Genomic DNA, 22,268 nt, shown 5'->3' on the forward strand with positions numbered 1-22,268 from the left:
AACTCACTCATTCACCACTTCACTCATTCACCGTTATTGCGGGACGAAACGATACAAAGCCAGGCCGATGCCGGTGAAGATGATGCTGGGCACCCAGGCGGCCAGCATGGGGCTCATGTCGCCGACCTGGGCCAGGTTGCGGCTTAGAATCACGAAAATCAGGAAGACGAAGGCCAGCACGAAACCCAGCGCAATCTGCCCGCCCACCCCGGCCCGCGACTTGCGCGCACTCAGAATCACCCCGATGGTGGTCAGGATGAAAATGGCGTAGGGATAGGCGTAGCGCTCATACTTTTCGCTCAAATACACCTGCGTGTCGTCGGCGCCCCGGTCAATTTTCTGCTGGATGTAGGCGTTGAGCTCGGGCAGGGTCAGGGTTTCCGACAGGCGCCAGGTGCTGGCAAAGTCCTTGGGATAAAGGTTCAGCGTCGTGTCGCGGGCGGGCAGGGTGAGCAGCTTTTCCTGCTGCCCGTTAAAGGTGCGCACCAGCTGCGGGGTGAGCTTCCAGGCCCGGCGCGTCGAGTCCCAGGTAATGGCATCGGCCGTCATGCGGCGCTTGAGCGTGGTGCCGTCAATGGTTTCCAGCGCGAAACGGTAGCCCACGTTGTTCACGTTGTCGTAGCTCTCCATATACACGTAGGCCTTGGGCCCGATCTTGATATGTATGTTGCGCGCCTCGTAGCGGTAGGGGTTCTTGATGTACTTTTTCTCAAAGGCCACCCGGGTTTTGTTGGCCATCGGGATGCCCCAGCCGATGAGAGCAAAGGTGATGACGCCAATGACGAAAGCGCCCATCCAGTAGGGCACCAGCAGCCTAGGGAAACTCACGCCGCTGGCCAGAATCGCCACAATTTCGGTGCGGGCCGCCAGCCGGGCCGTCACGAAAACCACCGCTATAAACACCGTAATGGGGGAGAGCAGGTTGGCGTAGTACGGAAACAGGTTGATGTAGTACTCCGAAATAATCTTGCCCGCCGAGAGGTTGTGCTGAATAAAATCGTCGTTTTTCTCCGTGAAGTCAATCACGCAGATAACGCTCACCAGCACCACCACCACGAAGAAAAACGAGGTGAGGAATTTCAGTAGTATGTACTTATCGAGGAGCTTCACTTGGGAGTTTAGTTGTTAGTTGTTGGTTGTCGGTTGTTAGTTCATGCTGATGTCTGCTCCTAACAACTGACAACCAACAACTAACAACTAAGAAATTACAGCCGGGTCATTACTTGCTTCACCATCTTGTCTTTCCAGTCGCGGAAGGTGCCGGCAATAATTTGCTCCCGGGCCTGCTGCACCAGCCAGAGGTAGAACGACAGGTTGTGAATCGAGGCAATCTGGGGGCCCAGCATTTCCTGGCTCTGGAACAAGTGCCGAACGTAGGAGCGGGAGTAAAACGTACTCACGTAGCCGCCTAATTCCCGGTCAATCGGCTCGAAGTCCATTTGCCACTTCTTGTTGGTAATATTCATAATGCCCTGCGTCGTGAACAGCATGCCGTTGCGGGCGTTGCGGGTCGGCATCACGCAGTCGAACATATCCACGCCCAGGGCAATGTTTTCCAGGATGTTGGCCGGCGTGCCCACGCCCATCAGGTAGCGGGGCTTGTCCTGGGGCAGAATGTCGCAGACCAGCTCGGTCATTTCGTACATCATCTCGGCCGGCTCGCCCACGCTCAGGCCGCCAATGGCGTTGCCCTCGCGCCCTTGCTCGGCAATAAACTCGGCCGACTTCACCCGCAAATCCTTAAAGGTGGAGCCCTGCACAATCGGGAACAGGGTCTGCTCGTAGCCGTAGTGGCCCTCGGTGCTGTCGAAGCGCTCAATGCAGCGCTTGAGCCAGCGGTGGGTCATGTCCAGGGAGCGGGCGGCGTAGTTGTACTCGCAGGGCCAGGGCGTGCACTCGTCGAAGGCCATCATGATGTCGGCCCCGATGGTGCGCTGAATGTCCATCACGCCCTCCGGCGAAAACAAGTGCTGGCTTCCGTCAATGTGGGAGCGGAACTTGACGCCTTCCTCCTTGATTTTGCGCGTGCCGCTGAGCGAATACACCTGGTAGCCGCCCGAGTCGGTGAGAATAGGCCGGTCCCAACCGTTGAACTTGTGCAAACCACCAGCGGCGCGCAGCACGTCGAGGCCGGGGCGCAGGTATAGGTGGTAGGTATTGCCGAGAATAATCTGGGCTTTGATATCGTCTTTCAGGTCGCGCTGCTGCACGGCCTTTACGGTGCCGGCCGTGCCCACGGGCATAAAAATGGGCGTCTGAATGGCACCGTGGGCCGTATGCACCACCCCGGCGCGGGCTTTGGATTGGGGGTCGTGAGCTACTAAATCGAAGGTCATGCTGGCAAGTCAGTTTCCCGCAGCGTTTCGCAGGGGCAAGCGCCGGGTTGCGCCGCGGGTCGTGTGGAACGACCCTGCGAGACCCGGCGGTTTACCACCCCGCGACACTGCGGGAAAGTCGTAATAATCTGCAAAGGTAAACCCTTACCACGGTTCCCTCGTGTTGAACCCGTACTTTTGCCCACTTACCCAATTTCTGCGCGTTGTCCCTTCCTTTTTCTCCCGCTATCTGGCTGCTGCTGGCCTCGGTGCTGGTGCAGCTGGGCTACGCGGCCTACTACTTTCTGCCCTTCGCGCTGCGCCCCGAAACCGCCCCGCCCCCCGGCCCCGGCATCGACTCCGAGCCCGTTTCCATCCTGGTGTGCGCCCACAATGAGCTGGAAAATCTGCGCCGCCTGCTGCCGCTCTTGCTGCAGCAGGATTACCCCGCCGGCTTCGAAATAATTCTGGTGGACGACCGCAGCGGCGACGACACGTACCTGTACGTGCAGCAGCTCACCCAGTACTACCCCAACGTGCGCCTGGTCACCATCGACAAGACGCCGGAAGGGTTGTCGCCGAAAAAATATGCACTGACTCTCGGAATTAAAGTAGCCCGCCACCCGCACCTGCTTTTTACCGACGCCGATTGTATTCCGGCTACTAATCAGTGGGTTCGGCTGATGCAGCGCGGCTTCGCCCGGCCCGCCGATTTAATTTTAGGGTATTCGGCCTATGCCGCGGAGCCCGGATTTTTAAATAAACTCATCCGATTTGAAACCCTGCTCACCGGAGCGCAGTATTTGTCCTTCGCGTGGCGGGGGCAACCCTACATGGGCGTGGGCCGAAATCTGGCCTATACGCAGCAGTGTTTCCGCGCAACCAAAGGCTTTGCTTCCCACATCCGCAGCCTCGGGGGCGACGATGACCTGCTGGTGCAGGATGCCGTGCGCCACGGGCAGCGGGTGACGGTTGAGGCCGAGCCTGCGGCGCATACGCTGAGCGAACCAGCCCAAACCTGGCCCGCCTGGTGGCGCCAAAAGCGGCGGCATTTGTCGGCCGGCAAGCGCTACCGGCTGGCCGATAGATTGCGAATTGGAAACTTTATTGGCACTAATCTGCTTTTTTATTTCACAACGTTGGTGCTGCTGTTTTCCCGCCCCGATTGGGTACCTTTGACCGCCCTGTGGGGTATTCGTACTTCGGTCATGTGCGTCTCGTACGCAAAGCTTGGACAACGCCTCGACGACCGTCTGCCGGTAATGTTGCTGCCCGTACTCGACGCTGTTTATTTTTTTTACTATCTAGCTCTGGGAATTTCGCTGTTCCTCTACCGTAACCTCCGATGGAAGTAAACAATCAGGAAATTCAGAAGCAGTTCTCTGCCAAAGCCAAGCACGACTTCAAGCTGATTCGCGCTGCCGTCGAGCAGTCCGACGAAAAGGCCTACGCCGAGCTGATGCAGATCTACAAGAAGCCAGTGTACCACGTGGTACTCAAGATGGTGCGAAACCCCGACGACGCCGAGGATTTAACCATCGAGGCCTTCGCCAAAGCTTTCCGCAACCTGCACAAGTTCAACCCGGAATACGCCTTCAGCACCTGGCTGTTCCGCATTGCCACCAACAACTGCATCGACTTTATTCGCAAGAATAAAATCAAGACGATGTCGATTGACTCGGCCATCAAGATCGACAACGGCGACGAAATCACCATCGACTTCCGCGACCAGAACCTGAACCCGCAGGAGTCGGCCATCAAAAACCAGAAAATCGAAATCATGCAGCACGTCGTCTCGCGGCTGCCCGATAAATACCAGCGCCTCGTGACGCTGCGCTACTTCGATGAGCTGAGCTACGAGGAAATTGCCACCGAGCTCAAAGCCCCGCTCGGCACTGTAAAGGCCCAGCTGCACCGCGCCCGGGAGCTGCTCTATGACATGGTAAAAAACAAGAAGCACATCATCTAAGGATGAGCAAAAGCCCCGCCGTAAGTCGGGGCTTTTTTATTATACCTGTCATCCTGAACGCAGCGTAGCGCAGTGCAGGACCTTCCTCCCCTGAGTGACAAGCTTTATTCACCATAAAAGACTCTCTGCCTACCGTTGGTAAAGGCCTTTTTTACATTAGTAAAACCTTCCGTGGAGTAGGGGAGGAAGGTCCTTCGCAAGCTCAGGAGGACAGGTATATTTTACCAGTCACCACCTTGCCTGCCTATCTTTGTCCCAATGGATATTCTGGCCCGCTACTTCCCCGACCTTACCGACCAACAAAAACGCCATTTCGCCCAACTCGAAACCGAGTTTCGCAGCTGGAATGAGCGCCTCAACCTCGTGGCCCGCACCGACGTGGATAACCTGGCCGAGCGGCACTTTCTGCACTCGTTGGGTATTGCCAAGGTGGTGCAGTTCCCCGCCGGCACCTCGGTGCTCGACGTGGGCACGGGCGGCGGTTTGCCGGGCTTGCCGCTGGCTATTCTGTTTCCGGAAGTGAAGTTTCACCTCGTTGACAGCATCGGCAAGAAAATCCGGGCGGTGCAGGACATGGCCCAGGCGCTAGGCCTGCACAACCTGACGGCCGAGCAAACCCGGGCCGAGCAGGTGCGCGCCAAGTACGACTACGTCGTGAGCCGCGCCGTGGCCCGCCTGGCCACCTTTCACCCCTGGATTGCCCACCGCTACAAATCCCCGGGCGACGCCACGACCGGCCTCTACTACCTCAAAGGCGGCGACCTGACCGAGGAAATTGAAGAATCCGGCCTGGTAGCGCACGTGCACAACCTGAGTGACTATTTCCAGGAGGAGTTTTTCGAAACCAAAAAAGTAGTTTTCGTGCCCAACACGGTTTAATGTGCTCATGTGCGGAATGTGCTGAGGTGCTAATTGTCTGTCCTTGCGAGGTGCAAGCCGAAGCCATCCGTCCTCTGCCAGTGATAACTGCTCTTTTACCAGAAAGCCCTTTCTCGTTTGCTACGGGAAAGGGCTTTTTACTTAGGGGCACTCAGCACATTTCAGAGGACGGATGGCTTCGCAAGCTCGTAAGGGCCTAGTTCCACATTTCTCACATTTAGCACATTCAAAACACAGTAGCACCTGAGCATATGAATCATTACCCCGGCGTTTCCGCCGTCAGGAATTCCACGGCGCGGCGTTCGGAGTAGTACTCGCCGTCGGGGGTGCCTTCGGCGAAGCCCACGTGGCCGCCTTCGGGCGGGGTTTCCAGAAAGACAAATGCCGAGGCGGCCGCGGTTTCGCGCGGAAAGCAGGAGGGCGCCAGAAACGGGTCATTTTCGGCGTTGACCAGCAGCGTGGGAATGGCAATGGAAGCCAGGTAGCGGCCCGAGCTAGACTGCTCGTAGTAGTCGTCGGCCGACTTGAAGCCGTGCATGGGGGCCGTAAATCGGTCGTCGAACTGCGGGAAGTCGCGCAGTAGCTCCAGATTTTCCACGTCAATCTGCCCGGGCAGCAGCTCGGCCTTCTGGCGCATCTTAGCCCGCAGCGATTTCAGGAAACGGGCCAGATAAATGCGGTTTTCGGGCTTGGAAATCTGGTAGGAACTGGACTTCAGATCGGTGGGCACTGAAAACACGGCGGCCCGGGCCACTTCCTGCGGGACGCGGGCCGGGTTTTCGCCCAGGTATTTCAGCGTCACGTTGCCGCCAGCGCTGAAGCCGGTGAGGAAGATGCGGCGGTAGCGGCCCGTGGCCAGGGCGTAGCGGACGACGAAGTCCAGGTCATCGGTGTCGCCGAGGTGGTAGGAGCGCACCAGGCGGTTCATTTCCCCACTGCAGCTGCGGTAGTTCCAGGCCAGGGCATCGAGGCCGGCATGCTTGAGGGCCCGCACCATGCCGCGCACGTAGGGCCGGCCGGCGTCGCCCTCCAGCCCGTGCGAAACAATGGCCAGGGTGTCGGCGCCCACTCCGGCGGGTTGGCGCGACCAGTCGAGGTCCAGGAAGTCACCGTCGGGCGTCTCGACCCGCTCGCGCTGGTAGGTTACGTCGGGCACGGAGCGCCAGAGGCTAGGCACAATGGTCTGAATGTGCCCGTTGAACATATAAAACGGGGGCTGGTAGCGGGAGTGAGCAACAAGGGGCATAAGCAGGCACTAAATAACGGCGACGCAAGCCGCTACAGAAAGATACGTACAAATATGGTAGGCATGCATACGATATTCACCGTGGCAACGCGTCCCTGCCCGGCAAACCGCCGGTAGCAGTGGAAAGTTGCCCCAGCTTAGCTCGAAGAAACCCACGCCGGGGCTTGGTCGGGGTAGGATGTAAAATACAGGTAATATGCTGAACAGTAGCAGCTTATTATTTAATGGCTCGTATAAAAAATATCACCAATTCCATCTAGCTATGAAAACCACGAAAGCTATTCCCCCTCTTTTGGTTGGCGCCGTACTGCTTTTGGGCGCCGCCTGTAGCAGCAGCAACACGGGCATGAGTTCGGGTACCACGTCGGGCAGTTCCACGGGTACGAGCTCCAGCATGGGTTCTGGCTCTACTGCGGGTTCGAGCGGGGCGGCGGGCTCGGACATGAGCTCGGGTTCTTCCGCAACTGGCTCTACCTCGGGCTCAATGGGCGCTAGCGGCACCGGCGGCATGGCCGGGGCGGGTGGTACGGCCGGCGCGGCCGATATGTCGGCTTTCATGGCCACCTTCGCCACCATGCAGGACCCCACTTTCCTGATGACGGCGGCCAGCAGCAACCTGCTGGAAATTCAGATGGGGCAGATGGCTACCCAGAAGTCGACCAATGCCGACGTGAAGCGGTTTGGGCAAATGATGGTAGACCATCATACCAAAGCCACTCAGGAGCTCAAAACCGTGGCCTCGCCCCTGGGCGTAACCCTGCCCCAGACTATGATGCCGGTGCACCAGGCCATGGCCGACCGGCTGATGAGCAAGTCGGGCAAGGCCTTTGACGAAGACTACATGGATGCCATGGAAATGGCCCACAAGATGGATATTGCCATGTTTGAGGTGAAAAGCAACGGAGCCGAAACCCCGGCCGTGAAGTCTTTTGCAACTAAAACGTTGCCCATGCTTCGCTCGCACCGCACCATGGCCAACGAAATTGAGAAGAAGGTGGATTAGGCGTGCGGCCAACCCAACCATTAAGGCGTAGCCCCGTCGTGAACTTTGCTTCGCGGCGGGGCTACGCGCTGTGGGAGCGGGCCGCAGCGCCCAGAAACAGGGCCACGCCCCCGGCTACCGCGGCCGAGAGGCCGAAAGCCACCGGCGCCCCGAGCGTTTGCCACAGCAGGCCCGTCAGGGTGCTGGCGCCCAGCGCCGCCAGGCTGCTCAGGCCCGCAAAGGTGCCCAGGGCGGCGCCCTTGTCGGTGGGCGCGCACAATTGGCTTAGCCAAGCCTTGCCTACGCCTTCGGTAGCGGCGGCGTAGAGCCCGTAGAGGCCGAACAAAATCCCGAATGCCAGCCAGGAATGCACCTGAGTAGCTCCCCCGTATACCAGGGCAAAGAGGAGCAAGCCGCCAGTCAGCACCCGGGCCGGACCCAGGCGGTCGGCCAGTAGGCCGGCAGGTAATGCCGTGGCTGCGTAAACTAAGTTGTAGAAGATGTAAACTCCGATGACGGCTTGGTCGGAGAGGCCCTGCTGGCGCGCCAGCAGCAGCAGTAGCGTATCCGAGCTGTTGAACACCGCAAACAGGAGCAGCGCACCGGCAATGCGCCGGTAGCTGGCCGGGGCCCGCCGCCAATAAGCAAATGACGCCCAGAAGGGCCGAATCGGCTGCCCCGACGGCGGCTGGGGCTTTTCGCGCACCAGCAGCGTAATGACGACTGCCAGCAGCCCGGGCCCAAAGGCCAGCACGAACAGCAACCGGTATTGTCCCGGATAATGGCTCAGCCAGAGCAGGGCCGCCGCCGGACCCAGCACGGCCCCGAGCGTGTCGAGGGCGCGGTGAAAGCCAAAAACAGCCCCGCGCTGGGCAGCCGGTGCTTCATCGGCCAGTAGCGCGTCGCGGGCCCCGGTGCGCAGCCCCTTGCCCAGCCGGTCCAGGGCCCGAACCAGGAACACCCACCACGGCGCGGCCAGCACCGCTAGCAGGGGCTTGGACAACGCGCTGAGCCCGTAGCCCCACTGCACGAAGGGCCGGCGCCGGCCCAGCCGGTCGGACCACTGCCCGAAGTAGCCTTTGCTCAGCCCCGCTACGGCTTCGGCCAAACCCTCCAGCACCCCAATAAAGACAATGGAAAAGCCAATGCTCCGCAAGTACAGGGGCATCACTGGGTACAGCATTTCGCTGGCCAAATCGGTAAAGAGGCTGACCAGGGAAAGCAGCCAGATGGTGCGGGTGAGAAATTTCATAGCGGAGGAAAACACAGTCTGCGCAAGTAGCCGATTTTAACTTAACTCAGCGGCCATACTCACTAAAGCAGCTGGCAATGGGCCAGGATTAGGTATCTTGCCAGCAAAATCGGGTGGGGGAGAGGCAAATACCGGACAGGTATTTGTTATTTCAAACCAAAGGCTTACCTTTGCCAACCCAATTGAACCCAATTCGAGCAGAACGTCAATTTTACCATACCCATGGCAAATCATAAGTCGGCCCTCAAGCGCATCCGTTCCAACGAAGCGAAGCGCGTGTTGAACCGTTATCAGGCTAAATCGACCCGCACCGCTGTTAAGAAGCTGCGCGCCACCACCGATGCTACCGAAGCACAAGAGCTGCTGAAGAAAGTGTCGTCGATGCTGGATCGTCTGGCCAAGAAGAACATCATTCACAAGAACAAAGCCGCCAACAACAAGTCGAAGCTGGCTAAGTTCGTGAAGTCGCTGGCTGCCTAAGCACCACTGACTTTTCTGCTCTATTATATGAAAGCCTCGGCGCGCAAGCGCCGGGGCTTTTCTGTTTAGTTTAGGCTGATAGTGCGGCTATGCGCTTTATTCTATATTTTCCGGTATTGATACCTTTAACTCCTTGTCGATGAAAAAATTATACTCCTTACTGCTTATCGGTATTGGCTTGGGACAACAAGCCGCCCAGGCCCAGCAGTGGCGACCCTTTCGGCCCAACCAAGACGTGCACGCCTTCCGCGGAGCCTCCGCCGATACCGTCTTCACCATGCGCCTAGATTCGGCCGGCGTGCAGGGCGCCGACTCAGTGTATTATTTCAACCGCACCTTGCGCCGCGCGAATCCCTTCGATGTGTACCCGTGGCAAAAGTCGCGCAACAACAAACTAGGTCAGCAGCTGCGCTACAACCCGGCCGCGCGTACCTATGCCCTGTACTGGGACGGCGGCCCGACGATGGGCAACACGATGGACCGGATGCTGGTGCTGAAGCCGTTTGCAAAGGTAGGCGACACCTGGAGCAGCTATTTTACCGATTATGGCGTCAGCACGACGCTCGTATCGCGCGGTACTCAGGTGCTTGACGGCGTGACGGACTCCGTGGCTACTTTCCGCTGTAGCTCGGGCACTACCGTGGTGCTGAGCAAGAACAACGGGGTGGTGTCGGCTTCGCAGGACTTGCTGTTTGGCGTACCGAATGCCAAAGTGCTGACTCTGGCCCGCCGACCAGCGCCGGCGGGCCGGAGCTATTACAACCCGCTCTCCCTGCTCGATCTGCAGCCCGGCAACGAGCTGGGCTACTACCGGGAGCCACTCATCTACAGCACGTTTGCCTGCTACACCGGCCAGTCGTTGCGCCGGGTTCTGACCCGGCAGCTGACGGCGGACAGCCTGATTTATACTTTTCAACAGCAGAGTTCGGTCACGTATAGCTCGGCCCCGAACTGTGGCGGCACTGGGTTTCCAACCGTTTCGCCGGTGCAGGTGGTACGGCTGGCGGCTTCGCTGCGCACGGGCCGGTGGGCTGGCGGTTCTAGGCCGAATGGAGCACTGATTCCCGCCGGTGCCGACTTGCTGGCCTACGAATACCGGGTGATGCCCGGCGCTTCCAACACGGTGCTACTTGGCTATCCAGTCGTAACGACGCCTACGGGTTCTGGGACTTGCAGCGCTCCAGCTCTGCTACGACAGCAGGAGCTGTATCGTAACAGAAGCGGGAATGGCACCTATGCCGAGTTTCCGGCAATTGACCTGGCGGGCTGGAAGCAGGAACTAAGTCCCGGAGTAGGCATCCTACGGCAGTCAGAGCAACAGCTGACCTACTCCCGCCGCACAGCGAATGGCGCCGACCAGATCTGCGGCAGCCGCACGAGCTTTGGTACACTGCTGCCGACCAAAGCGGCGCAGGCAGCAGCCCTTATGGCTTTATTCCCCAACCCGGCTGCCGAGCTGGTAACGCTGCGCCTAGCACAGGCCCCGGCCGCCGCTACCACCGTCCGGCTGCTGGATAAGCTGGGGCGTTGCGTGCTGGTTCGGGACCTGCAGGCTGGGCAGCTGGAGTTGAATCTGCCGTTGCACGAGGTAGCAGCCGGGCTATATATAGTCGAAGTACAGCGCGGCACAGAAGGCGTGCAACACCTAAAACTGCAGCACAGCCGCTAAGCTGGCCAACAGATTACGTTTTGTCTCTGCCACTTCTGCAGCCATGAAAAAACGCCAGCTGTTAGTATTAGCTGCCCTCTTCGCCTCCGTACTAACTGTAAAGGCCCAAAGCTGGAAACCCTTCCGCCAGGGCCTGATCTACGCCTACCAGCCCAGCAGCGCCGAAGCCGGCAGTGATGCACACACGTTCCGCGTCGACTCGGCCTATGTTACGACCACCGGTGACTCGGTCTTTACCTTTAACCGCATGATGCGCCGGGCCCCGGGCGGCTACGAGGGTACTTTCTACAAGAGCCACAACAACCTGTTCGGTGCCCGCCTGCAGTGGCGCCCCGGCACTTTTGAGTACCAGCTGCTGGTCACGGCCGACCCCACGGCGGGGCAGAGTGCCACTGCGTTGCTCTTACGTCCCTGCGTGGCCGTAGGCACCACCTGGATGGCAAGTCAGAGTCCGCTAGTCACGGCGACGCTCAGCAGCCGGGGCCTGCAGAGTTTCGGCAGCCCGGCCGTGGCCGACACTCTGGCCACTATTACGCTCAGCAACGGGCAGGTGGTGCGCCTGAGTCGGCGCTACGGGCTGGTGTCGGCTACCGAACTGGTATATCCGTATTCGGGTGCGTCGAAGGAATACGTGCAGGCCGCGCTGCCCGCGCCCCTGCTGGAGTCGGCCTACAGCCCGCTCAAGATCTTCGATATGCAGCCTGGCGACGAGCTGGGCTACGTGCAGGAGCCCTTCAGCTACGGTAGCTTGGTCTGTTCCCGCACCTACAAGTTGCGCCAGATCAAAACCCGGCAGCAAACCGCCGACAGCCTAATTTATACCTACCAGGAGCAGAGCCGCACGCAAACGTACAACGTGCCTGGGTGCGGCTTTCCGGCGGGCAGCAGCATGACGAACGTAGCGAAGGCGCGGCTGGCAATTTCGCTGCGTACGGGCCAAACCAAACAATTCAGCGTTGTTTTCGGGGCCCTGCCCATGCTTTCGGGCGAGTACCGCGTGGCCTCTGCCACTGGCAACGACCCCCGGCTGGTGGTTGGCACGGGCCTAGTGAACCAAACCCTGGGCGGCTGCATGGGCTCCAGCCGCAATGTGGGCTACCAACTGATGTACCCTTACACCTACAACAACACCCCGGGTTTGTACTGGCGCGGCCTGGATGCCATGACCATCGGCCAAAGCTTTTCCCCCGAGCTCGGGCTGGGTGACTTGGTCACCGCCGAAACCTCCCTGCGGTACTACACGCGCACCCGCGGCGGCGTCACCAGTACCTGCGGTACCCGCAGCGACTTTGCTACGCTGCTACCTGCCCGCCCGGCGCAGTCGGCACCCGGTTTCCAGGCTTTCCCCAACCCAGTGACCGAAACCATGTGGCTGCAACTGGAAGCCCCGGCTCAGCCCGGAACCAGCATAGTGGTGCAGGATGCCATAGGCCGCCTGGTGTGGCGGGCTGCCGTGCCCGCCGGGCAAACCAGCGTACCGGTTTCGTTGCGTAACCAGCCGGCGGGAATCTACCTGGTGCAGTTGCAGACTACCGAGGGCGCTGCCCGCACCGTACGGGTGCAGAAGTTGCCCTAAACCAAGCTGATACCCATAAAAAAGCCCGCCTGAACTATCAGGCGGGCTTTTTATGAGAACTGGAAACCGGCCTTAGGCCACGCTTACTTTCACCATGTTGGTCTTGCCCTTCTCGTTGATGGGCATGGAAGCCGTGTTGATGAACACGTCCCCCTTGTTGAGGTTGCCGGTGGTGGTCAGCACGTACTTGATGTCCGACACGGTGCCGTCGGTACTCAGCATCCGGTCATAGTAAAAGCCCCGCACGCCCCAAATCAGGCTCAGCGTGGTGAGCAGGGGGCGGTTGTCGGTGAAGATGAAAATGTTGGCTTTGGGCCGGTACTTGGCAATCTGGAAAGCCGTGTAGCCGCGGTGCGTCATGCCGGTAATAGCCTTGGCGCCGGTGTTCTTGGCCAGGTGGCAAGCCGCCGACAGCACGCTGTCGACCATGAAAGAGGGCGACTCGGGCGTGATGGGGTGCCAGCGGTTAAACAGGCTCGGCATGCGGGTTTCCACGCTCAGAATGGTAGCTACCATCGAGCGGATTACCTCGGCGGGGTAGGCGCCCACGGCCGTTTCGGCCGACAGCATCACAGCATCGGCCCCGTCGATAACGGCGTTGGCTACGTCGCTGGTTTCGGCGCGGGTGGGGCGGGGGGCCGTAATCATGCTTTCCATCATCTGGGTGGCCACGATTACCGGCTTGCCGGCCTTATTGCACTTCTCCACAATCATTTTCTGGGCCATCGGCACCTCTTCCATCTTCACCTCCACGCCCAGGTCGCCGCGGGCTACCATCACGGCATCGGTCAGGGCAATGATTTCGTCGAGGTTCCGCAGGCCTTCCGGCGTCTCAATTTTGGCAATAACCCGGGCCGTTTTGCCGCTTTCAGCAATCAGGCTCTTGATAAAGCGGATGTCTTCGGCACGGCGGGCAAACGAGAGGGCAATCCAGTCCACGTCGTTTTCCAGGCCGAATTTCAGATCCTCAATGTCCTTTTCGGTCATCGACGGGGCCGACACTTCCGAGTCGGGCAGGTTGATGCCCTTGCGCGGCTTCACCAGGCCGCCGTAGATTACCTCCACGTCTACCTCTTTGTCGCGGTCGGTGGCCAGCACGCGCAGCTCGATTTTGCCGTCGTCAATGAGAATCATGTCGCCGGGCTTCACGTCGCGAGCCAGGCCCAGGTAAATCGTGCTCAGGCGGGTAGCCGTGGTGATTTCCTTTTCGCCGCACACCAGCTTGATCTTGTCGCCGGCCTTGATTTCCACCCCGCCACCTTCTACTTCGCCCAGGCGAATCTTGGGGCCCTGCAAGTCCTGCAGCAGGCCCACGTGCGTGCGCAAATCCTTGTTGAGGCGGCGCACGGTGTTGATTACCGAGAGGTGGTCTTCGTGGGAACCGTGCGAGAAGTTGAGGCGAAACACGTCCACACCTTCGCGGATGAGCATGCCCAGCTTGTCGTAGGTGTTGGAGGCGGGGCCCACGGTGGCCACGATTTTGACTTTATTAAAATGAGGGGTCGGTTCCATGCGTATGGTTCGGGTTTATAAAGCGGAGCCGGTTGGAGGGCAAGCGAAGGACCTCATCCCGCGGAACTGAAACTCCCCGGGTAGAATGCTATTCTGCGGGAAATCAGGGCTACGGAATAAGGTCCTGCGGTGCGGCCCAACCAGCCGCCACAACTGTGCGAGCTCAAAAGAGCAGATTTTCTTTGAATTTTAACGTATTCGGGTCGAATTGACAGGCGTACTGCACCTCCGGCAGGCGGGTGAGCTGCTCCAGCAATTCCTCCGGGGCCAGCGGTCCGGCCCCGTTGCTGACCTGAATCAGGTAGTCGTACTCCTTGATATCGGGGGCCAAAAAAGGCTTTTTCAGCGGCGAAGGGTCCACCGAGCGGTTGCGCAGCAGGCGCAGGGTGCTGTTTTCGGTGGCGTGCAGGTAATTGCTGATGACCAGGCGGCCCTGGGCAAATAAATCGTAAATCAGGTCCTGCTGCTTCACCAGGCGCAGGCGCAGCGAGCTGTTGAGCGTCCAGGCCAGCTTGTGCTCCCGGCTCGACGACACAATGCCGAACAAGTCGAAGTCACAATCGTAGTCTACATCCAGGGTGAGCGTTTTCATAAGGCACTACCAAAAACAAGGAAGAACAAAATTACACACGCAACAGGCCCAAAGAAACCACCTTCCCCAGATTCTTCCCCTGCCAAGATTACAGGCCCCCGGTTTGACAATGTTAGGGAAGTTAGTGTTATTTGTGCCGAGTTTTCTCTAAACCCCCACGGAAATGTCTGAAATTGCAGAAAAAGTAAAAGCCATTATCATCGATAAGCTTGGTGTTGAAGCGTCGGAAGTAACGCCCGAGGCGAGCTTCACCAACGACCTGGGTGCTGATTCCCTGGACACCGTCGAGCTGATCATGGAGTTCGAAAAGGAGTTCAACGTGTCTATCCCCGACGACCAGGCTGAAAACATTGCCACCGTTGGTCAGGCTGTCAGCTACCTGGAAGAGCACGCTAAGTAAGGCTTTGCTTCTTTCTACCCTGTTTTAGTGCTTACCGGCCGGCTCGCCGCCGGCCGTTTTGCTTTTTATTCAGTCTCCACTTTCGCCTATGTCTCTTCGGAGAGTTGTTGTGACCGGCCTTGGTGCCATTACCCCGCTGGGCAAAACCGTCGCCGAATTTTGGGACGGGCTCTCGCGCGGCGTAAGCGGTGCGGCCGCCATCACCCGCTTCGACGCCAGCAAGTTCAAAACGCGCTTTGCGTGCGAGGTAAAAAACTACAATCCTGACGACTATTTCGACCGCAAAGAAGGTCGGAAGATGGACCTGTTCACGCAGTTTGCCGTCATTGCCAGCGACGAAGCCATCAAGGATGCCAACCTTGACGGCGTCAACAAGGACCGCGTCGGCGTCATCTGGGGCTCGGGCATTGGGGGCCTGAAAACCTTCCAGGAGGAGTGCTTCAACTTCGCCAAGGGCGACGGCACCCCGCGCTACAACCCGTTCTTCATTCCGAAGATGATAGCCGACAGCGCGTCGGGGAACATCTCGATTAAGAACGGTTTCCGGGGCCCGAACTTCGTGACGACTTCGGCCTGCGCCTCGTCGTCGGATGCCATTGTGGCCGCCTACAACTACATCCGCCTGGGCATGGCCGACGTGGCCGTTACCGGCGGCTCGGAAGCCGCCATTACGGAGGCTGGGGTAGGGGGCTTTAATGCCCTCAAGGCCATGAGTGAGCGAAACGACGACCCGGAATCGGCTTCCCGCCCCTACGACAAGGACCGTGATGGTTTCGTGTTGGGGGAAGGTAGCGGGGCCCTGGTTATCGAGGAGTACGAGCACGCCAAGGCCCGCGGCGCCAAGATCTACGCCGAAATCATCGGCGGCGGCTTGTCGTCGGATGCCTACCACATTACCGCTCCTGACCCCACGGGCGAAGGTGTGGTGCTGGTCATGCAAAACGCCCTGCGCGACGCCGGTATCGGACCCGAAGAAGTGGATTACATCAACACCCACGGCACGAGTACGCCGCTGGGCGACGGGGCCGAAATCAAGGCCATCCAGAAAGTGTTCGGGGATTACGCCTACAACCTCAACATCAGCTCGACCAAAAGCATGACCGGCCATTTGCTGGGCGGCGCGGGCGGGATTGAGGCGCTGGCCAGCATTCTGGCTATCCAGCACGGCATTGTACCCCCGACCATCAACCACTTCACCGACGACCCCGAACTGGACGCGCGTTTGAACTTCACGTTCAACGAGGCCCAGAAGCGGGACGTGACGGTGGCCATGAGCAACACCTTCGGGTTTGGCGGCCACAACACGTCGGTGGTATTCCGCAAGCTGCGCGACTAATGCTGCGACCAGGTCAGCCACTACCGCTCTTCGGATTTTTCCGGCGGCTGCTGGGGCAAGACCGAGCTTTTCGCCAAGCCATTGCTACGGTAATCGGCCGCACGCCTGACAACGTGCGGCTTTACCATTTGGCCTTCACCCATTCGTCGGTAGTGCGGCAGCAGGGCGACACGGCCCGGCACCAGAGCAACGAGCGGCTGGAATTCCTCGGCGACGCCGTGCTGGGCGCGGTGGTGGCCGAGTACCTGTTCAGGAAGTTTCCCTACGAGCAGGAAGGCTTCCTGACCGAGCTTCGCTCCCGCATCGTGAACCGGGAAAGTTTGAACGGTTTGGCGCTAAAAATCGGGCTCGACAAGCTCGTGCAGCTCGACCCCGCCCAGGGCCGGGCCGCCCGCTCCCGCTCCGTAAACGGCAACGCCCTGGAAGCTTTGGTGGGTGCCATTTACCTCGACCAGGGCTACAAGGCGGCCCGTAAGTTTGTGCTGACCCGCCTGATCAAGCCATTTATCGACGTTAAATCGTTGATTGAAACCACGGCCAACTTCAAGAGCAAGCTCATTGAGTGGGCCCAGCGCCAGGGCAAAACCATCCGCTATGATTTGACCGGGCAGCCCCGCTCGGGCGGCGTAATGGAGTTTTCGGCCACGGTGCTGCTGGACGACGAGCCGGTGGCCACGGGCATGGGCCTGAGTAAAAAGCAGGCTGAGCAGCTGGCGGCCGAACGGGCCCTGGCTGCGCTGGGCGTGTAAACCTTCTGCGGACCTCCGCGAACCTACTGCGCACCGCTACGGGAAATATCGTTGAACGACGGTTCCCGCAGCGGTGCGCAGTGGTTTGGCAGAGGTCCGCAAAGGATTTTTTGGCAACCCACCGCCAGCAAAAGCAGTTGTTAACCAGAACCAAGTTTTTCGCATAATGAGACTAGCCGGCGCCGCCCTTAATCAGATACCGTTTGACTGGCAACACAACCTGCGCACCATCAAAGAAGCCCTGGACCAGGCCAAGGCGGCCGGCGTGGAGCTGCTGTGCCTCCCGGAGCTCTGCCTGACCGGCTACGGCTGCGAAGACCTGTTTCTGAGCGACTGGCTGGCCGCCGAGGCTCTGCAGTATCTGCAGCAAGTGCGGCCCTGGACGGAAGGCATTCTGGTGTGCGTAGGGTTGCCGGTGCGGCTCGAAGGGCGCACCTACAACACGGCGGCCGTGCTGCGCGACGGGGAAATCCTGGGCTTTGCGGCCAAGCAATTTCTGGCCAACGACGGAGTGCACTACGAGCCCCGCTTCTTTAATTCCTGGCGAGCCGGTGAAACCAGCACCGTGAGCTGGGAAGGGCAGCAGTGGCCCATCGGCGACCTTGTCTTTGAGCACAAGGGCGTGCGGTTTGGCTTCGAAATCTGCGAGGATGCCTGGCGGCCCGACAACGAGCGGCCCGCCTGCCGCCTCAAGGGCCGGGTGGATTTAATTGTGAATCCGTCGGCCAGCCACTTTGCCATGAGCAAAACCGACGTGCGCTATAAACTGGTGCTCAATGCCTCGCGCAACTTCGACTGCACCTACCTCTACGCCAACCTGCTCGGCAACGAAGCGGGCCGTATGATTTACGATGGCGAAATTCTGGTGGCCCGCAACGGTCATCTGCTGATGCGCAACCAGCTGCTGAGCTTCAAAGAAGTGGATATTGAGTGCGTGGACGTGGACTTTAGCACGCCGCTGGCGCCGGCTGAAAGCATTACCCCGCTGCCCGCGCCCGACGAGTACCGGGAGCTGAATCAGGCCCTGAGTCTGGCCTTGTTCGACTACATGCGCAAGGCCCGCACCCGCGGCTTCGTGCTCAGCCTGAGCGGGGGCGCCGACTCCTGCATGTGCGCCGTGGGCGTGGCCGAAATGGTGCGCCTGGGCACCCAGGAAATCGGGACGGCCGAATTTATGCGCCGCTCCGGCTGCTTCACCGCCGATGACATTGCCCGGATTGCCGGCTCGGCCGCGCCCCAGCCTGACCAGGCCGCGCCGGGCCCCAAAGACGCCTCGCACAGCCGGCCCGATGAGGAGCAGCGGCGGCGGCAGCGCGAAATTACCGGCCACCTGCTTACCTGTGCCTACCAGGGCACGGTCAATTCCTCCGACGACACTTTCAACTCGGCCAAAGAGCTGGCCGACTCCATCGGGTCGGTATTCTACAACTGGGGCATTGATGAGGAAGTAACCGGCTACGTGGGTAAGATCGAGCACGCCCTGGGCCGGGAGCTGACCTGGCAAACCGACGACCTTGCCCTGCAAAACATTCAGGCCCGGGTGCGCGCCCCCGCCATCTGGCTGCTGGCCAACGTGCAGAATGCCTTGCTCATCACGACCTCCAACCGCTCGGAGGCCTCGGTGGGCTACTGCACCATGGACGGCGACACGGCTGGCAGCATCTCGCCCATTGCCGGCGTGGATAAGGACTTCGTGAAAAAGTGGCTACGCTGGGCCGAAACCGAGCTGAATTACCCGGGTTTGCGCCACGTGAATGCCCTGCAGCCCACGGCCGAGCTGCGGCCCCAGGAAGACAACCAAACCGACGAGCGGGACCTAATGCCCTACATCCTGCTCAACCGCATCGAGCGGCTAGCGTTTTATAACCGGCTAAGCCCGCAGCAGGTGTACGCCACGCTGCTGCAGGAGGAAAAAGACACCGACCCGGAGCAGCTCAAGACCTACGTGAAGCGCTTCTACTCGCTCTGGTCCCGCAACCAGTGGAAGCGGGAACGGTTTGCCCCGGCCTTCCACCTCGACGACTACAACGTGGACCCCCGCTCGTGGCTGCGCTTCCCGATTCTGAGCGGCGGCTTCACCCAGGAACTCAATAGCCTGTAGCCGAACCGGGCCGAAGCTAGTTGAGCGCCGGGTACCAGGATGAGCCGGGTTCTGAGTAGATTAATTAATTGATTAACAGAAGAGTGTAAGAAATGTAGGAGGGTGGGCGCAAGTTTTAGCGAACAAGGTGACCTAAGCAGGCATACCCTCAGTATTCACGGCCAACGCGGGAAACTGAACAAGTAGCGTTTCCATCTTTTCAGTTCCTGCTTTCCCCGTGTATACCCTGCCGCTGCCTATCGTTCACGGTTCCCCGCCGACTACCCCAAGTACTGCCGCCGCGGCCGATGCCGTACTGGTAGCGCAGCTGCAGCAGGGTAGTGAAGTAGCGTTTCGCACGTTGGTGGAACGCTACCAGAACCGGATTTACCGCACGGTGTTGGCTCTGCTTCGGTCTCCGGAAGAGGCCGAAGATGTGGCCCAGGAAGTCTTTGTGGAGGTGTACCAGACCATCGGCCGGTTTCGGGGCGAGGCCGCACTCAGCACCTGGCTCTACCGACTGGCAACCTCCCGGGCCCTGAAAAGCCGCCGCCGGGCCCGGGCCCAGAAGCGCTTCGCCTACTTCACGAGTCTGCTGGGCTTCGACAACCAAGTGCTGCACGAGCCGGCCGACCGGGGGCATCCGCAGCAGCAGCTGGAAGAGCAGCAGCAGCTGACGCTCTTGTTGGCCCTGATTGACCGCCTGCCCGAGCAGCAGCAGGTGGCGTTTACGCTGCGCCACGAGCAGGAGCTGAGCTACGAGGAAATAGCCGCCGTGCTCAAAACGACCGTGCCGGCGGTGGAGTCCTTGCTGTTTCGGGCCCGCAAAACCCTTCGTCACCACCTAACTCCCGCTTTGCGTCATGTCTAACTCCCGCCCGCGCCCCAACCCCGACGAAGAATGGGAAAGTCTGCTGCGCCAATGGCAGGCCCGGCAGCCTTCCCAGCCCCGGCCCTTTTTTTACAGCCGTGTCCGCGCCCGGCTTGCTGGTGAAGGTTCTGCCGAACGCCAGCTGCTGCCCACGTGGCTGCGCTGGCCCAGCTACGCGGCCATGCTGGGAATAATCCTGCTGCTGAGCGGCGACGGTGCCGTGCTGCCTTCCGCTAACCCAACCAATCAAGCCAAGCCTTATCTTGGGAGCCAGCCGGCCGCGTTGGACCCGCGCTGAGCTGCTCCCGGCATCCGGGCTTGGCCCAAGTCAGCAAGTGAGCCGCCCGGCAGCCGACCTGCCGGCAAGCCGAATGTCTGACTACCTTTGAGTCCTTTCCATCTTTTCGTAACAATGCTCCCTATGCTTGCTTTTATCACCTGGGACGTGTCGCCCATCATTGCCCAAATCGGTCCGCTGACGCTGCGCTGGTACGGGCTGCTGTTTATGTCGGGCTTCGTGTTTGGCACCTTCATTCTGTCCCACATCTACAAGTCGGAGCGGGTATCGCCGCGCTGGGTCGATGTTATTACCATCTACATGCTGGTGGGCACGATAGTGGGAGCCCGCCTGGGCCACTGCCTGTTTTACGACCCGGATTATTACCTGGCTCACCCGCTGGATATCCTCAAAATCTGGGAGGGCGGCCTGGCCAGCCACGGCGCCACCATCGGGATTCTGCTGGCCTGCTGGCTGTTTGCCCGCAACAACAAGTTCGACTACCTCTGGGTGCTCGACCGGATTGTGATTGTAGTAGCCCTGGGCGGGGCCCTGATCCGGACCGGCAACCTGTTTAACTCCGAGATTATCGGCAAGGTGACCGACGTGCCGTGGGCGTTTAAATTCGTGCGCTACAACGAGATTCACCACGAAGTCACCAACATTCCGAACGAGCTGCGCCACCCGACCCAGATGTACGAAGCCCTGTTTTGCATCGTGCTGCTGACTATTCTCTACGCTATGTGGAACCGCACCAAGGAGCGCACCCCCCGCGGGCTACTCTTCGGGCTCTTCGTAGTATTCCTGTTCACGCAGCGTTTCCTGGGCGAATACCTCAAGGAAAATCAGGTGGCTTTCGAAAACAGCCTGCCGCTGAACATGGGGCAAATCCTAAGCATCCCTCTGATTCTGGTGGGCCTGTGGGTGCTGCTGCGCGCCGGTAAGGACCCGAATAACCCCTATGGCTACGCCCCGCGTGACCTGGGACAGGAGGAGAACAAGCCGGTAGCCAAAGTCCAGTAATCAAAACCGGTAATCATAAAAAAAGCCAGCGGCCAATTCTCTCCTGAATCGGCCGCTGGCTTTTTTATGGAACGATAATACCAACAACGTCAGCCGAGCGAGATGCCTCGCGCTGCTCGACCTGACGTGCAACGGGGACGATTCTGAACTTAGCTACTTACTACAGCGAGTACTCGTAGATGTTGCCCTCCTCGGTACTGATGAAGAGCTTGTTGTTGTCGTCTTTGTGGAAAACGATGCCTTCAGTTTGGCCGGCACCCTTGAGCGAAATCCGGCGGGGCGTGGCTTTCAGGGCCGCCTCGAAGCTGTTGCCTTCCAGCAAGAAAAGCTCTTCGCGGGCCAGCAGGGCAATGCGGTGGCCGTCGGAGCTGACGTCGGCGCCGGTGACTTCGCCGGGAATGGTCAGCTTGGTCAGGAGCCGGGCCTTCTGGTTGCCGGCTTGGTCGGAGAGGGTGTAGACCTTGCTGGTCTGGCCCGCGCCCCGGTCTTTGGTGAACAGGTACACTTTGCCAGCGTGCCAGAGCGAAGCTTCGCAGTCGAAGTTGCGCTCCTTCTTGCCGGGCGGGAAGGCGGTCTGGTCGGCGTAGCTAAAGTTGGACCGGCTCAGGTCCTGGGAGTTTGAGGTCGGGTTGATGCGGTACACCACCAAGTCGCGGCGGCTGTTGTTGTTGTTGCCGGCATCGACCACGAAGATGTTGCCTTTGTCGTCCTGGGCCAGGCTTTCCCAGTCCACGTTGGAAAACGGCAGCGTCGATTTGCCCAGCAGGCGGCCCGTCATGTCGATTTTGTAGAGCACGGGCTCGTTGCCGGCGTCGGCGTGGGTGTAGAAGGTGCCGGCCGTTTCGGCCCGGGCCAGGCCCGAGCTTTCGGGCACGCCGCCGTTGAGGGCCCCCACCTTGCGCAGGCCGGGAATGCTGCTCTCGATGAGGTTATTTTCCAGGCCTTCCGTTTGGTCCTTTTTCTTGCCGCCCTTGCCTTTTTTGTCGTCGCTCTGGGCTTCGGAGCAGCTGGTGGAAAACAGAACCGTGGATAAAGAGGCCGTTAGCAGAAATAAGCGCAT

General features: G+C 59.8%; 21 protein-coding genes. 14 read left to right on the plus strand and 7 right to left on the minus strand.

Annotation, left to right across the window (positions count from 1 at the left end):
• Positions 1 to 33 precede the first annotated feature (33 nt).
• Complete coding sequence (locus CLV45_RS01660) at positions 34 to 1,110, minus strand: LptF/LptG family permease (protein ID WP_100334662.1); 1,077 nt, start codon at positions 1,108 to 1,110, stop codon at positions 34 to 36.
• A gap of 95 nt (positions 1,111 to 1,205) precedes the next feature.
• Positions 1,206 to 2,336 (minus strand): tRNA guanosine(34) transglycosylase Tgt, encoded by a 1,131-nt coding sequence (gene tgt / locus CLV45_RS01665; RefSeq protein WP_100334663.1) that lies wholly within the window; start codon positions 2,334 to 2,336, stop codon positions 1,206 to 1,208.
• Between the two features lie 203 nt (positions 2,337 to 2,539).
• On the opposite strand from tgt, the gene CLV45_RS01670 reads away from it, so the two are divergent.
• The 3 genes from CLV45_RS01670 (at position 2,540) to rsmG (ending at position 5,163) form a co-directional block, all read left to right on the plus strand.
• Positions 2,540 to 3,670: a glycosyltransferase gene (locus tag CLV45_RS01670; protein WP_100334664.1), complete on the plus strand. Its 1,131-nt coding sequence runs from the start codon at positions 2,540 to 2,542 to the stop codon at positions 3,668 to 3,670.
• Positions 3,661 to 4,284, plus strand: a complete 624-nt coding sequence (locus tag CLV45_RS01675; RefSeq protein ID WP_100334665.1) for an RNA polymerase sigma factor — start codon at positions 3,661 to 3,663, stop codon at positions 4,282 to 4,284. The genes CLV45_RS01670 and CLV45_RS01675 overlap by 10 nt, the downstream gene beginning before the upstream one ends.
• 258 nt (positions 4,285 to 4,542) lie before the next feature.
• Complete coding sequence (gene rsmG, locus CLV45_RS01680) at positions 4,543 to 5,163, plus strand: 16S rRNA (guanine(527)-N(7))-methyltransferase RsmG (RefSeq protein ID WP_211289887.1); 621 nt, start codon at positions 4,543 to 4,545, stop codon at positions 5,161 to 5,163.
• Between the two features lie 259 nt (positions 5,164 to 5,422).
• Here rsmG and CLV45_RS01685 read toward each other — a convergent pair whose 3' ends face one another.
• Complete coding sequence (locus CLV45_RS01685) at positions 5,423 to 6,409, minus strand: YheT family hydrolase (protein WP_100334667.1); 987 nt, start codon at positions 6,407 to 6,409, stop codon at positions 5,423 to 5,425.
• A gap of 262 nt (positions 6,410 to 6,671) precedes the next feature.
• Between CLV45_RS01685 and CLV45_RS01690 the strand changes: the two genes are divergently transcribed.
• Positions 6,672 to 7,412, plus strand: coding sequence for a DUF4142 domain-containing protein (locus tag CLV45_RS01690; RefSeq protein ID WP_157807226.1), 741 nt, complete (start codon positions 6,672 to 6,674; stop codon positions 7,410 to 7,412).
• Positions 7,413 to 7,473: 61 nt separating this feature from the next.
• Here the strand turns inward: CLV45_RS01690 and CLV45_RS01695 are convergent, their stop codons facing one another.
• Positions 7,474 to 8,643: an MFS transporter gene (locus tag CLV45_RS01695; protein ID WP_100334669.1), complete on the minus strand. Its 1,170-nt coding sequence runs from the start codon at positions 8,641 to 8,643 to the stop codon at positions 7,474 to 7,476.
• Between the two features lie 222 nt (positions 8,644 to 8,865).
• On the opposite strand from CLV45_RS01695, the gene rpsT reads away from it, so the two are divergent.
• From rpsT to CLV45_RS01710, 3 genes are all read left to right on the plus strand, one after another.
• Positions 8,866 to 9,123, plus strand: coding sequence for a 30S ribosomal protein S20 (gene rpsT, locus CLV45_RS01700; RefSeq protein WP_100334670.1), 258 nt, complete (start codon positions 8,866 to 8,868; stop codon positions 9,121 to 9,123).
• Positions 9,124 to 9,262: 139 nt separating this feature from the next.
• The gene (locus CLV45_RS01705; protein WP_100334671.1) at positions 9,263 to 10,792 is read left to right on the plus strand and encodes a T9SS type A sorting domain-containing protein; all 1,530 of its coding nucleotides are present in this window, start codon (positions 9,263 to 9,265) and stop codon (positions 10,790 to 10,792) included.
• Between the two features lie 43 nt (positions 10,793 to 10,835).
• Entirely contained in the window at positions 10,836 to 12,368 is a 1,533-nt protein-coding gene (locus CLV45_RS01710) for a T9SS type A sorting domain-containing protein (protein ID WP_100334672.1), read from the plus strand.
• 72 nt (positions 12,369 to 12,440) lie between these two features.
• Here CLV45_RS01710 and pyk read toward each other — a convergent pair whose 3' ends face one another.
• Positions 12,441 to 13,880 (minus strand): pyruvate kinase, encoded by a 1,440-nt coding sequence (gene pyk / locus CLV45_RS01715; protein WP_100334673.1) that lies wholly within the window; start codon positions 13,878 to 13,880, stop codon positions 12,441 to 12,443.
• 163 nt (positions 13,881 to 14,043) lie between these two features.
• Positions 14,044 to 14,472 carry an IPExxxVDY family protein gene (locus CLV45_RS01720; RefSeq protein ID WP_100334674.1) on the minus strand — a complete coding sequence of 143 codons (429 nt, stop codon included), beginning with the start codon at positions 14,470 to 14,472 and terminating at the stop codon, positions 14,044 to 14,046.
• 163 nt (positions 14,473 to 14,635) lie between these two features.
• Here CLV45_RS01720 and CLV45_RS01725 point away from each other — a divergent pair, with 163 nt between their 5' ends.
• From CLV45_RS01725 to lgt, 7 genes are all read left to right on the plus strand, one after another.
• A complete protein-coding gene (locus tag CLV45_RS01725) occupies positions 14,636 to 14,872 on the plus strand; it encodes an acyl carrier protein (RefSeq protein WP_100334675.1) in 237 nt (78 codons plus the stop codon).
• 88 nt (positions 14,873 to 14,960) lie between these two features.
• Positions 14,961 to 16,208: a beta-ketoacyl-ACP synthase II gene (gene fabF / locus CLV45_RS01730; RefSeq protein WP_100334676.1), complete on the plus strand. Its 1,248-nt coding sequence runs from the start codon at positions 14,961 to 14,963 to the stop codon at positions 16,206 to 16,208.
• Positions 16,208 to 16,957 carry a ribonuclease III gene (gene rnc, locus CLV45_RS01735; protein WP_100334677.1) on the plus strand — a complete coding sequence of 250 codons (750 nt, stop codon included), beginning with the start codon at positions 16,208 to 16,210 and terminating at the stop codon, positions 16,955 to 16,957. The genes fabF and rnc overlap by 1 nt, the downstream gene beginning before the upstream one ends.
• 166 nt (positions 16,958 to 17,123) lie before the next feature.
• Complete coding sequence (gene nadE / locus CLV45_RS01740; RefSeq protein WP_100334678.1) at positions 17,124 to 19,058, plus strand: NAD(+) synthase; 1,935 nt, start codon at positions 17,124 to 17,126, stop codon at positions 19,056 to 19,058.
• Positions 19,059 to 19,275: 217 nt separating this feature from the next.
• The gene (locus tag CLV45_RS01745) at positions 19,276 to 19,908 is read left to right on the plus strand and encodes an RNA polymerase sigma factor (RefSeq protein WP_100334679.1); all 633 of its coding nucleotides are present in this window, start codon (positions 19,276 to 19,278) and stop codon (positions 19,906 to 19,908) included.
• Positions 19,901 to 20,206 carry a hypothetical protein gene (locus tag CLV45_RS01750; protein WP_100334680.1) on the plus strand — a complete coding sequence of 102 codons (306 nt, stop codon included), beginning with the start codon at positions 19,901 to 19,903 and terminating at the stop codon, positions 20,204 to 20,206. Before CLV45_RS01745 ends, CLV45_RS01750 begins: the two co-directional genes overlap by 8 nt.
• A 123-nt stretch (positions 20,207 to 20,329) precedes the next feature.
• Entirely contained in the window at positions 20,330 to 21,208 is an 879-nt protein-coding gene (gene lgt / locus CLV45_RS01755) for a prolipoprotein diacylglyceryl transferase (protein WP_100334681.1), read from the plus strand.
• Between the two features lie 160 nt (positions 21,209 to 21,368).
• Here the strand turns inward: lgt and CLV45_RS01760 are convergent, their stop codons facing one another.
• Positions 21,369 to 22,268: a hypothetical protein gene (locus CLV45_RS01760; protein ID WP_100334682.1), complete on the minus strand. Its 900-nt coding sequence runs from the start codon at positions 22,266 to 22,268 to the stop codon at positions 21,369 to 21,371.

The organism is Hymenobacter chitinivorans DSM 11115, assembly GCF_002797555.1.
In the GTDB taxonomy this organism is placed as follows: Bacteria; Bacteroidota; Bacteroidia; order Cytophagales; family Hymenobacteraceae; genus Hymenobacter; species Hymenobacter chitinivorans.